This window comes from Robertmurraya beringensis (assembly GCF_042433785.1).
GTDB classification, from domain to species: domain Bacteria; phylum Bacillota; class Bacilli; order Bacillales; family Cytobacillaceae; genus Robertmurraya_A; species Robertmurraya_A beringensis.
On record NZ_JBHLUU010000109.1, the window covers coordinates 15,824 to 28,507 of the forward strand.

A 12,684-nucleotide genomic window follows, 5' to 3' on the forward strand; every position below is an offset into this window, starting at 1 on the left:
GAATCTCGTTCTTTACAAAACCTTTACAAAGTTACTATTGAAATTAATAAATAAGCATACTATTATATAAGCAAATGATTATATAGTGATTAGCATATTTGATAGTTTGAATTATGGAACAGAACATAACAAATACTACCCATTAAGGGATCAAATAAGTTGATTATTATATAAACACTAATTGATATAGGAGGTGTTTCTCATGCAAGTATCCACAACAGTGGAAATAGAAAAGGCAGCAACCATCTTAAAGCTTTTAGGTGATAAGACAAGATTAACTATGGTTAAGATACTTGACTCCAATGATTGCTGTGTATGTGAGTTTGTAGAAATTTTTAAAACTAGCCAACCTGCTATTAGTCAACATGTACGCAAGTTGAAGGATGCAGGGATTGTCCGAGAAACAAGAAGAGGTCAATGGATCATCTATTCCCTAAATAAAGACAGTGAGTTCTATGCCTTTGTTCAAAACTTGCTACAGCATCTTCCGAATCAAGATTTTAAGTTACAGGAATTAGAAGAGCAGGGATTACGTATCTCATGTGATTCGTAATAGGGGGTTATGTGGTGACAGAGGTAGTATTAGCATCATTGATTTTTTTAGTTACATTAGTATTAGTAATCTGGCAACCAAAAGGTCTTTCCATTGGATGGTCAGCCTGCGGAGGAGCGATACTGGCGCTTCTAGTCGGAGTAGTTGATTTTAATGATGTTGTAGATGTGACATCCATTGTCTGGAATGCGACTTTAGCTTTTATTGCAATTATTATTATTTCACTCATTTTAGATGAAATTGGTTTCTTTGAGTGGTCAGCTCTTCATATGGCTAGAGCAGCTAAAGGTAATGGAATAAGGATGTTTATTTACGTTTCCATCCTTGGAGCACTAGTCGCAGCATTTTTCGCAAATGATGGGGCGGCACTAATCTTAACACCAATCGTCTTAGCCATGGTACGCAATCTGAAATTTGATGAAAAAATGGTGTTCCCTTTCATTATTGCTAGTGGATTTATCGCTGATACAACGAGTTTACCATTAGTCGTTAGTAACCTAGTGAACATCGTTTCTGCAGACTTCTTTGGTATTGGATTTGCTGAATATGCATCGAGAATGATCATTCCAAACTTCTTCTCGCTAGGTGCTAGCATCTTAGTGTTGTACCTTTATTTCAGAAAAAATCTTCCGAAGGACTATAACTTATCAGATCTCAAAAAGCCTGTTGATGCCATTCGTGATCAAAAGATGTTCAGACTTTCTTGGATAGTGCTAGGAATCCTGCTAGTTGGTTACTTTATTAGTGAATTTATTGGAGTACCAGTATCAATCATTGCTGGAATTGTGGCTATTTTCTTCTTAATAATGGCTAGAAGAAGCCCAGCTGTTAATACAGGAACAGTAGTAAAAGGTGCTCCTTGGGCCATTGTATTCTTTTCAATTGGAATGTATGTAGTTGTCTATGGATTAAGAAATGTTGGTTTAACTAACGTGTTAGCTGATTTAATTCAAGTAACAGCAGACCAAGGTTTATTCGCAGCAACCATTGGAATGGGCTTTATTGCAGCCATATTATCTTCGATTATGAACAACATGCCGACGGTTATGATTGATGCCCTTGCCATTGCAGATACCAATACAAGTGGCGTTATTAGAGAAGCACTTGTTTATGCAAATGTCATTGGTTCCGACCTGGGACCAAAAATCACACCAATTGGTTCTCTAGCCACTCTATTGTGGTTACATGTTTTATCCCTAAAAGGAGTTAAAATTTCTTGGGGTTCGTACTTTAAAGTTGGAATTATCTTAACCATCCCAACATTGTTCATCACACTTGTTGGCTTATATATTTGGTTATTATTTATACACTAAACAACAAAGGAGAAACTTATCATGTCTAAAAAAACAATTTACTTCTTATGTACAGGAAATTCTTGCAGAAGCCAAATGGCAGAAGGATGGGCAAAGAAACACTTAGGTGAAGAGTGGGATGTGAAGAGTGCTGGTTTAGAGGCACACGGATTAAATCCTAACGCAGTAAAAGCAATGAAAGAAGCAGGAATTGATATTTCAAATCAAACTTCAGATACAATTGATCCTGAAATCTTAAACAATGCAGACCTAGTTGTTACACTTTGCGGACACGCTGCTGACCATTGCCCAGTTACACCACCACACGTAAAGCGTGAGCACTGGGGCTTTGATGACCCAGCTAAAGCTGAGGGAACAGACGAAGAAAAATGGGCATTCTTCCAACGCGTTCGTGATGAAATAGGTGAAAGAATTAAGCAATTCGCAGATACAGGAAAATAATCAAACATCCCAGAGAGACTCACTCTCTGGGGAATTCTTTACCTAATATATAAGGATATGCTTATTTAATTTTAAAAGGGGTGTTCTTATGCCGAAAGTAGAAATTTTTGACCCAGCTCTTTGCTGTCCTACTGGAGTCTGCGGACCAAGCGTAGATCCAGAATTAACAAGAGTGGCAACGGCTTTATTCATTTTAGAAAAAAAGGGTTATGACATTTCTAGATTTAACCTTGCAAGCGAACCTGCTAAATTTGCAGAAAATAAGAAAGTGATTCAATACCTAAACGAAAAAGGACCTGATTCACTCCCACTTACATTAGTGGATGGAGAAATTGTTCAATCGGAAACGTATCCTTCTACCCAGAAATTAGCTGAATGGTTTGGTATCGCTGTTGAAGATTTAGAAAAAAAGAAGGTAACGAATAAAATTGATTTAGTTTAGGAGAGAAGAGATATGTATCAATCGTTTGATCCTAAAAATGCCGTCTATACTCCCTATCTTTTTTTCACTGGTAAAGGTGGAGTTGGTAAAACATCAACTGCCTGTGCAACTGCCGTTTCTTTGGCTGATGAAGGGAAAAAAGTGTTATTAGTTAGCACTGACCCTGCTTCTAATTTACAAGATGTTTTAGAGGTGGAACTAACAAATATACCATCAGAAATTCCAACGGTGCCTAATCTGTTTGCTTGTAACTTAGATCCCGAGGAGGCAGCTAGAGCTTATCGTGAAAGGGTAGTAGGGCCTTATAAGGGTGTTCTTCCTGATAGCGTAGTTGCAACCATGGAGGAGCAAATGTCAGGTGCTTGTACCGTAGAGATTGCAGCATTTGATGAATTCACTAGCTTACTTGGAAATCCTGAAATAACAGAGAGTTACGACCATATTATTTTTGATACAGCACCAACGGGACACACCCTAAGGTTGCTCCAACTTCCAACAGCCTGGACTGGTTTTTTAGAAGAAAGTACTCACGGTGCTTCATGCTTAGGACCATTATTTGGCCTTGGTGAAAAGAAGGACCTCTATAGTAAAACAATGAAAGCTTTATCCGATTCAAAGCAAACGATGCTAGTCCTTGTAGCAAGACCAGATGAATCCTCTTTATTAGAGGCAAATCGAGCCTCTAATGAGCTAAGGGAGATTGGAATTCGAAACCAATCATTAATTGTTAATGGTCTGATGGAAACGTATTTGCCTGAGGACGAGGTTTCAACTTTCTTCTACAAGAAGCAAAGGAGTGCTCTAAGTGAGGTGCCAGAGCAACTTAAAAAAGTTGTCATATATTCGTTACCTTATGTCTCCTATTCTTTAACGGGTATAGAGAGCTTAAGACATTTATTGAAGAATTTCATATTGCCATCCGTTCAAACTAAAAGTACGGGGAATGAGCAGATTAGCCTTCCTGAGCTGAAAGACTTAGTTGAAGACCTCTCTCAACAAAACAAACGTGTTATATTCACGATGGGTAAGGGTGGGGTTGGAAAAACAACGATTGCATCAGCTATAGCAGTAGGTCTAGTGGAACAAGGGCATAAAGTTCATTTAACCACAACAGACCCAGCTGCACATGTAGGTAATATTTTTAAGGGTGAAGAACTCAATAACCTGATAACTATCAGTCAAATTGATCCGAAGGTTGAAGTGGATAAGTACAAGGAGGTAGTCCTTGCCACTGCTGGTAAAGATCTTGATGAGGAAGGTCTTGCTTACTTAGAAGAAGACTTAAACTCGCCATGTACAGAAGAGATTGCCGTTTTTCGAGCATTTGCAGAAGTAGTTGAGCGAGCAGAAGACGAGATTGTGGTCATTGACACGGCTCCAACTGGACATACCTTGTTACTTTTAGATGCAGCACAGTCTTATCATAAGGAACTATCACGGTCTACGGGAGAAGTACCTGAAAGTGTGCAGAAGCTTCTACCTCGTTTAAGGAATCCTAAGGAAACGAGTGTAGTGATAGTCACGTTAGCTGAGGCAACTCCTGTATTAGAAGCTAGCCGTCTACAGGATGACTTAAAACGAGCAGATATAAATCCCGAGTGGTGGGTTATCAATCAAAGTCTGTATACAACTAAGACAATGGACCTTGTCTTAAATGGTAGAGCAACATCTGAAGAACAATGGATATTAAGAGTAAAAGAACTCTCCAATAAATGTGCAATTATACCAGTTGTTAAAGAGGAAAGCATTGGGTACGACCAACTTAAAAATTATTTGAAATAAATTGAGAGGATGATACAAATGCAAATTACAAATGAAGCACGAGACATGTTGAAACAAGTGTTTGCAGATAAGAGTGTTAATAGCATTCGAGTTTATTTTGCGGGCTATGGCTGAGGACGCCCACAGGTAGGACTGGCTCTGGATGAGCCAGAAAAAGATGATAAAGTTGTAACAATTAACGACATTCAGGTAGCGATTGATGAAATGATTGAGGACCATATTGAAGGTCTAATTCTAGGACTAAATGAAGAGCGTACGGCTTTTGTTCTAGTTGGAAATGAAAGTGATTGCTGCTAAGGAGGATACAAAAATGAGCGAGAAAAACTATCAAGCTTTAATTAAGGACCGAATCTTTATTGGTGGTGCTGATCATGTAGATGAGGTAATGGAAAACGAAAAGGTAGATGTTATCTATGATTTACGTGCAGAAGCTCCAACACAAGAGTCAAAGTATAACCGAATTCACCGTCCAATCGTAGATGATGCAGAACACCAAGAAGAGTCTGTGAAACAGGCGATTGATGAAGTATTTAAGTCTTACAATGAAGGTAAGAAAGTGTATTTCCACTGTGGTGGAGGTAGCAACCGTACTGGAACAGTTGCGATTGGAACACTTCTGGGACTTGGTGAGGCGAAAGACATTAATCAAGCAGAGGAAATGGCAACAGCTATTCGCTCAAAAATTAAAGTAAAGCCAGAAATGAAAGAAGCCCTGAAAAAAATCTATCCTAACGCATAAAGGTGATTAATACCATTAGGGAGTGGGGAACAATGTCAGTAGAAAAAATATATGACGTGATTATTATTGGTGCAGGACCAGCAGGTATGACAGCTGCTGTTTATACTTCGCGTGCCAATTTATCTACATTGATGATTGAGCGTGGGGTACCAGGCGGTCAGATGGTTAATACGGAGGAAGTTGAGAACTACCCTGGCTTTGAGCATATTCTTGGTCCAGAACTATCCACAAAGATGTTTGACCATGCAAAGAAATTCGGTGCGGAATATGCATATGGAGACGTAAAAGAAGTCAATGATGGCAAAGAATATAAAACAGTTGTTGCAGGTTCAAAGCAATATAAGACACGTAGTATCATCATTTCGGCAGGAGCTGAGTATAAAAAACTGGGTGTACAAGGCGAAAAAGAGCTCGGTGGACGAGGAGTTTCTTACTGTGCAGTATGTGATGGAGCATTCTTTAAAGGTAGGGAACTAGTAGTGATAGGTGGAGGAGACTCTGCCGTCGAAGAAGCGGTTTATTTAACACGCTTTGCTTCTAAAGTAACTGTTGTTCATAGAAGAGACCAGTTACGCGCGCAACCAATCCTACAAGATCGAGCTTTTGCTAATGAAAAAATTGATTTCATTTGGAATCATACTGTTAAACAAATCAATGAGAAAGACGGTAAGGTTGGTAGTGTCACATTAGAGTCTACGATTACTGGAGAAACAAAAGAATTCCAAACTGACGGAGCATTCATCTATATTGGAATGGTTCCTTTAACAAAGCCGTTTGAAACTCTGGGCATTACTAATCAAAGTGGATATATTGAAACTAATCAATTAATGGAAACTAAGGTAGCTGGAATATTTGCTGCGGGAGATAATCGAGAAAAAGCATTAAGGCAAATTGTTACAGCTACAGGAGATGGTAGTATCGCAGCTCAACAAGCCCAATATTATGTAGAAAGTCTGTTAGAAGAATTAAAAATAAAGAATTAATACTTAGCCGCAAAGGTAAACTTTGCGGATTCTTTTTTGTTAATATACTTTGTGAAAAAATGCACTTAAAGTTCTTTATTGTCAATGTATCTTTATATTAGGAAGATATTCAGACACTTTTAGAGCTAACGTCACGTTTGTTGTTTTCCCCCCAATGTTCTATTAATTAAAAAACCACTCCTACGAGTGGCTTCACTGGTTAAATTGAAATTCTAATTCCTGACCTTTTTGGATTAAATTCTCTTTTTGATCAAACACATCGCTTGTAAGTAGTTTAAACGACTGGATGTTTGAGTTTTCTAAGATAAAGCCAACATTCCCCTGCTTCTTTTCACCAGGAGCATATACACCGTGTAATTCGTCTAGGTAAATATCTTTTTCCCATGTGACCTTTTCACCCTCACTTGTTTCAACAAGTGCAACAGGACCAAAGTTTACTTTTTCGTTTGATGTGTTAGTTACTTCAAAGAATACCTTTACGAAATCAAATTCTTCATCATGAGTTAACACGTGGAAATAATCAATCATTCCATAGTCAGGACGCAGGTGAATCGTCTTGACTTCTTTTACTACCAACTGAATGGGTCCAAGATTAACGGTTTCATTTGGTGTAAGCTGATTTAGAAGGGTGATTTCCCCTTTACGGTCTGAAAGTACCTCGCCAATTTCATCAAGTTCACGATCATCTGGTACCTGAGGGTTTGGAGCATATTCAGTTGTCCCTTTAGCTGATTGCTTGGCTGTTGCAGTTTCTGTAGCTGTAACTTTGGCTTCGCTTAACTTCGTTTCGTTATTACAAGCTGTCATCACAATTAAAAGTAAGAGAATGAATGCTATAGTAATTTTTTTCATAGTAGTCTCCTTTGAAGAAAAAGAACCCGTTGCCTTCCAACGGGATTCTTTTCTATTCTTTATTTATCGTTAATAACTGTCTTGTTTTTTCCTTTTTCTAATAAGTCAAAGATGATTTTCGCATGATCGGTGTTGTCGATTTGACCTGCAAATCGATCACTAGCTGGGCCATATGCATAAACAGGAACGTCTTCCCCTGTATGTCCACCAGTTGTCCAACCAGTGTGAGAACGTTTGTTAAAGATGTTTTCGATTGCATTATCAATTTCTACAGTACCTTTTGAAACAGCAGCCTCTACCGAAGTAATTTCAGCATTTGTTAAAGCAAGAATGTTTTGGTCAATATACTTTGTCAATGTTTCTCTTACACCAGCCCCTGATGAAATTTCAGCTGCCATAACGTCAGGAGTGCGCTTAGCTGCTTTAATTGGCTCACCGAACCAGTTGTAGATTCCGTCAGCACCAATTGAGTATCCACCAGTTGAGTGGTCAGCTGTAGCTACTACTAATGTATGCTTATCCTTTTTTGCAAACTCAATAGCTGCTTTAAATGCTTTTTCAAAGTCTTCCATTTCACTCATCGCACCAACGATGTCGTTATCATGGCCAGCCCAGTCGATTTGGCTTCCTTCAATCATTAGGAAGAAACCATCTTTATCTTTTGATAAACGATCAATTGCTGTATTTGTCATCTCTTCTAATGAAGGTACGTCTTCTGTACGGTCAATCATCTTCGGAAGTCCACCTTCCGCAAACAATCCTAGGATTCTATCATTTGTATCTTTTAATAGGTCTTCCTTGTTCGTTACATAGCTATATCCAGCTTCTTGGAATTCTGCTGTTAAATCACGATCTGGACGATCAAATAGGCTTGTACCACCACCAAGTAAAACGTCTACCTTTTGCTTCCCATTAATTAAATCATCAAAATAATCATCTGCAATAGCATTCATATTTTTTCTACTCTCATCATGAGAACCGAATGATGCTGGTGTAGCGTGGGTAATTTCAGAAGTTGCCACTAAACCAGTAGCTTTGCCGCTTTCTTTTGCTGATTCTAATACAGTTTTTACTTCTGAACCATCATTGTCCACTGCAATTGCATTATTGTACGTTTTAATACCTGCAGACATAGCAGTTGCTGCAGATGCTGAATCTGTTACGTTTTGTTTAGGGTCCTCGGGATATGTCATTTGTTGCCCAACGAGATAATTATCGAATGCTGATTTTCCTACAAGTTTAGAATTGTCGCTGTCAGTCATATATCGATAAGCAGACGTATAGGAAACTCCCATTCCATCTCCAATTAAGAAAATAACATTTTTGATTTCAGCATTGTTGTTTGTAGATTTTGCCTCTACCTCAGTTGTGGAAAATGATCCTACTAAACTTGTTAGCGCCAACGTTGTGACGGCTGCAAACGGAATGAACTTCTTCTTAAATGATTTATTAAACATCAAATTTCCTCCTCTTATTTATAATTACATGGTATATGTTATGTAATGAATATGAAGCTACTATTAAGCTTGCTTGCTAGTTTTGTAAATTTACAACTTTAGTAAAAAGGAACTGTTTTTCATAAAAAAAGCTCTTTTTTAATATATAGACTAAAATATTAGGTGATTTATCCTAGTGTTTTATATTTTCTAGTTTTTCTCTTTACAATTTCTTAATAAACTTCTATAAAAACACCTAAAACCACTCGGCAATATAAAATTCGAGAACTTATTACCACACGAGGTCATTACTTCCGAGGAATTCTATTGGAATCAACAGAGGGGCCAGTACAGCTTATTGATTAAATTAAGGTGAAGTATATGATACGCGTCTTGAGGGAAAAGTAGAAGGATGGAATAATATTGGATTTGACGACTCTCGCTGGAAATGGGTAATTAAATTTGTTTATGAAGGGGACCTTGTAGCAAGTAGTTAGGCAGCCGCCTAAATGCTGGAGGAAGATAGAGTTTACCCAAAACCAGGTAAAGAAACGTTTATCTTTGATGCGAATGATATTTACTCTTTCACTTGATGAAAAATCCAAGTCTTTGACGCGTAGATTAGATAGCTCATTAACATGGATTCCGCTTCTAAAAATAGGGAAAGGATACTAATAAAATATTTTAATTCAGCAGGTGTGAGGGAGACTTCATAATCTGTCTTTATTAATCTAAAAACTCCGGTTCTTTATCCCCAATAAATATTTTTAAGTAAGGTTTTTGCAAACTCATTAAAGGCTTCAGTAACTACTTCTAAAGAGATCGAAGGGAAGACTTTTGACTATTAACTGTTTTAGGATGGATTCTTTTGTTTCATTTTCATTTATAAATACTCTGTAATTTTTCTTGAAACGAATTTGAATTAGTTTCTTGCTTCTTCCAGAGTAATATTCTCAAGTGTAGTAGGGGGAATATCCTTAATGGATTCACACTTAGCAATGCCTTCAGCTTTTAACCAATTAAAGAAATCTCTAAATCCCTTACCTAGTTAAATAGAGTTAGGGGGGAGCGGATATCTTGTTAAGCGTCGAACATAGTTAACTACATAGTATGGCATTTCTTTTAAAAGGAGTTCCAAACGACTTTCGTAATTTTCATATTGCTCTGATATTGCCATAAATAAATCACCATTTTATTTTTCGTTACAGAACAAACGTTCTTTACAATGCTATTACTATGAATTATTGTTTTATAATAATTCTTGTCGTAAACTGGATGTAGCTTGTTAAATATAATTAACGTCGAGAGGCAGTATGTTAAGAATTCATTTTTCTAGTTTTTATGAAAGTAAGGAGTTCATTGTAGTTTGGAGGAAGATAATGTGCGGAAAATCAATATCTTCTACATATTCATCTATAAGTGCTTCCAAGTCGGTGATTAATCACGCAGGCTTCAATTTTTATGAGTAGTCACATAGTAACTTCGCGTTAAATCGTAATTTAATGCACAGTTGGAAATAGACATATAGAACATCTGTTTGATATAATAAAAGAGACTAGAAATCATTAATTCTAGTCTCTTAGTACATTTATAAGTATGTCGATTAGTTCAGCCCTGCAATAAACGGTAGCGGGGAAAAACTAATACAAGGTTGTAGTGCAGCCCTGCAGTAATCGGTAGCGGGGAAACAGATACAACTTACTTAAATATATTACCTATTAATATTCTTTTAGTCAACCAAAACAACCTAATGCCATATTGGAGACGCCTATGAACTATTTAATTTATTTCGACGAATCTAATAAAATTGATCAATTCAATAAGCAGTATTCATATTATGGAGATTATGGTGAGTTAGACACTTCATTAGCGGTCATCGTTGAAAAGATACGCAAAATATTTAAAAGCAGTGGATCTAAAAGCGAGCTACACTTTACTGAATACACTAAAGACCGTCATATAAAAAAGTATTTCCAAGCCTTACATACAGCCATTAATGAGAATATGAGAATTAACATTCTAATTGTAAATAACCAGGATGCTCTTGCCTCGGCCGCCAAAATAGGATTAAGTACACAAGAATTGCGTAATTTATTCTACATAAAGATCCCAGAAAGGCTATTTTATGGCCTGACCTGAGATTTATCCCACTTAGACCATGCAAATCAATTAGTACAGGTAAAAATAAAAATCGATAAAAACGATGAATACGATCGAATTAAATTAAATGAAAAGCTAGTCGAACAAATGAATGCCCATTCTGCCTACAGAAATAAGAATTATCGAATCCTTAAAGCCATCTCTCAAGACTCGAAGAAGTCCATCCCTCTTCAAATAATAGACACATTTATGGGAATTGTAGTTTTCTTACTTGAGAAAAGTTATATGGAGGATACAGATATAGCTGCTATAAAAAGTGACGTTATTTATAGGTTTTTGATTGAACAAGATAACCTATTAAAGTTTCAAAAACAGATTAGATTATTCGAGTGGACAGGTAGTGAGGAGTTAGCTCCTATTAATATTGGAGAGCATCTCTCCCCTTTTATGGTTCATAAAACACATTACGATATTAATGAGTTAAGCAAGGTTCAAAAGATTCTATTAGAAAACCCTTTAATCACAACTAAGGAATTAAGGGAAAACATGGGCTACACTAATGCAAAACTACGCTTACTACAAGGTTATAGAGATCAATTAACTGGGTATGGAAGAAATACTTTTATAAGTAACTAATACTTTATTTTCGAAATTTTTTCTTTCACTATTGAATTTGTTATTAGACTTCCTCTTAGTAATGGATAACTTTCATTTAGTTGATAATAAATAAATTATGGTTAACTATGCGTAAAGATTGGATTTCACGCATACTTTCGACAAAATCCGACAAATAAGGTGATGATGTATAATGGCTGGTCCTTCTCGTGAAAAATTAATGCACGAAAAACGCTTAGAAAGTAAATTGGTTGATATGCCGGAATATGTTATTGAGTACATCCGTGCAAAAAAACGAGCGAAATTTTCTGTTTCTACTCTCCTTGGCTATGTTCACGACTTTCAAAAGTTCTTTGAATGGCTGAAGTCGGAAGGTTTAACTCAAGTAAATCACATTAAGGACACACCACTCTCTATTTTAGAGATACTTAGCAAAGAGAACGTGGAATATTATAAGGAATTCTTGGAAGAAGAAAACATCAGTGAACGCGAAAATGTAATTAAAAAGCGTTCAGAGCAGTCAGTTCATCGGAATATAAGCGCTCTTAAATCTTTATTTAACTATTTAACAACGGAAACTGAAGATGAAAATGGTGAATGTTATTTTTATAGAAACGTATTTAAGAAAATAGTTGTAGGGAAAGAAAAAGCAACCGCTAGCAACCGTGCAAGGAAAATAAGTTCAGTAATATTAGGAGACGACGAGATTACGGAATTCCTAAATTATTTGAAGAACGGATATGAGAAGAATCTGGAACCAAAGAAGAAGTCTCTCTTTCTAAGAGACAAGGAACGTGACATAGCTCTTATTAGTATGATGTTAGGCAGCGGTGTTCGGGTAAGTGAAATTGCTAGCCTCACCCTTCACTCTATTGATTTTCAAAAAGAGCAGATTGATATTGTCCGCAAAGGAAACAAGGCGGATACAGTATTAGTCCTCCCTTCTGCCATGAATGATTTAAAGGAATACTTACGTGTTAGACAAGAGCGATATAAACCTCAAAACAATGAACCTTACGTATTTTTGGCTAAATATAAAGGGGCTGCTCAACCTATATCTGTCCGAGCTATTCAGAGTCTTGTGGAGAAATACACCCGGGCCTTTAATTCAAATGAAGAATTTGAAATTGGAAAAGCTTTAAGTCCGCATAAATTTCGTCACTCCTTTGCAAGCGAATGGGTTCGTAAAGGTGGTGGAGCAGTTTTATTGAGAGACCAACTGGGCCACAGTTCATTTGAAACAACTACCAAGTATACAAACTTATCTATTGAGGAAAGTAAAAAAGTCATAGATCACATTGAATCTACTAGAAAATAACTCCAAAATACAATTATAAATCTAAATGGATAAAAAATGACCCACCTTGGTCCGCATTGTTAAGAGGCGTGGTGGGTTCTGTTAAAAATATAGTATAAACTTTAGATGCT

At 36.8% G+C, this 12,684-nt stretch carries 12 protein-coding genes; 10 read left to right on the top strand and 2 right to left on the bottom strand.

Going from position 1 to position 12,684, the window contains the following annotated elements; all coding sequences use genetic code 11:
• Positions 1–202: 202 nt before the first annotated feature.
• The 7 genes from ACFFHF_RS15865 (at position 203) to trxB (ending at position 6,253) form a co-directional block, all read left to right on the top strand.
• Positions 203–553 (top strand): metalloregulator ArsR/SmtB family transcription factor, encoded by a 351-nt coding sequence (locus ACFFHF_RS15865; protein ID WP_160548514.1) that lies wholly within the window; start codon positions 203–205, stop codon positions 551–553.
• 14 nt (positions 554–567) lie between these two features.
• Positions 568–1,866, top strand: a complete 1,299-nt coding sequence (locus ACFFHF_RS15870) for an arsenic transporter (protein ID WP_340906698.1) — start codon at positions 568–570, stop codon at positions 1,864–1,866.
• A 21-nt stretch (positions 1,867–1,887) separates the two neighbouring features.
• Positions 1,888–2,307: an arsenate reductase (thioredoxin) gene (gene arsC / locus ACFFHF_RS15875; protein WP_160548513.1), complete on the top strand. Its 420-nt coding sequence runs from the start codon at positions 1,888–1,890 to the stop codon at positions 2,305–2,307.
• An 88-nt stretch (positions 2,308–2,395) separates the two neighbouring features.
• Positions 2,396–2,749, top strand: coding sequence for an arsenite efflux transporter metallochaperone ArsD (gene arsD / locus ACFFHF_RS15880; protein ID WP_160548512.1), 354 nt, complete (start codon positions 2,396–2,398; stop codon positions 2,747–2,749).
• Between the two features lie 12 nt (positions 2,750–2,761).
• Positions 2,762–4,531: an arsenical pump-driving ATPase gene (gene arsA / locus ACFFHF_RS15885; RefSeq protein WP_160548511.1), complete on the top strand. Its 1,770-nt coding sequence runs from the start codon at positions 2,762–2,764 to the stop codon at positions 4,529–4,531.
• Positions 4,532–4,841: 310 nt separating this feature from the next.
• Complete coding sequence (locus tag ACFFHF_RS15890; RefSeq protein WP_160548510.1) at positions 4,842–5,270, top strand: dual specificity protein phosphatase family protein; 429 nt, start codon at positions 4,842–4,844, stop codon at positions 5,268–5,270.
• Positions 5,271–5,302: 32 nt separating this feature from the next.
• Positions 5,303–6,253, top strand: coding sequence for a thioredoxin-disulfide reductase (gene trxB, locus ACFFHF_RS15895; protein WP_160548509.1), 951 nt, complete (start codon positions 5,303–5,305; stop codon positions 6,251–6,253).
• A gap of 192 nt (positions 6,254–6,445) precedes the next feature.
• On the opposite strand, the gene ACFFHF_RS15900 is transcribed toward trxB, so the two are convergent.
• Together ACFFHF_RS15900 and ACFFHF_RS15905 are read right to left on the bottom strand one after the other, a co-directional pair.
• Positions 6,446–7,105 (bottom strand): DUF4352 domain-containing protein, encoded by a 660-nt coding sequence (locus ACFFHF_RS15900; protein WP_160548508.1) that lies wholly within the window; start codon positions 7,103–7,105, stop codon positions 6,446–6,448.
• A gap of 59 nt (positions 7,106–7,164) precedes the next feature.
• Positions 7,165–8,562 (bottom strand): alkaline phosphatase, encoded by a 1,398-nt coding sequence (locus ACFFHF_RS15905; protein WP_160548507.1) that lies wholly within the window; start codon positions 8,560–8,562, stop codon positions 7,165–7,167.
• Between the two features lie 1,749 nt (positions 8,563–10,311).
• Here ACFFHF_RS15905 and ACFFHF_RS15910 point away from each other — a divergent pair.
• The 3 genes from ACFFHF_RS15910 (at position 10,312) to xerS (ending at position 12,574) form a co-directional block, all read left to right on the top strand.
• On the top strand, positions 10,312–10,680 hold the full coding sequence (locus tag ACFFHF_RS15910; protein WP_377058562.1) for a hypothetical protein: 369 nt from the start codon (positions 10,312–10,314) through the stop codon (positions 10,678–10,680).
• A 108-nt stretch (positions 10,681–10,788) separates the two neighbouring features.
• Positions 10,789–11,277 (top strand): hypothetical protein, encoded by a 489-nt coding sequence (locus ACFFHF_RS15915; protein ID WP_377058563.1) that lies wholly within the window; start codon positions 10,789–10,791, stop codon positions 11,275–11,277.
• A gap of 172 nt (positions 11,278–11,449) precedes the next feature.
• Positions 11,450–12,574 (top strand): tyrosine recombinase XerS, encoded by a 1,125-nt coding sequence (gene xerS, locus ACFFHF_RS15920; protein WP_377058564.1) that lies wholly within the window; start codon positions 11,450–11,452, stop codon positions 12,572–12,574.
• The last annotated feature ends 110 nt before the right edge of the window (positions 12,575–12,684 follow it).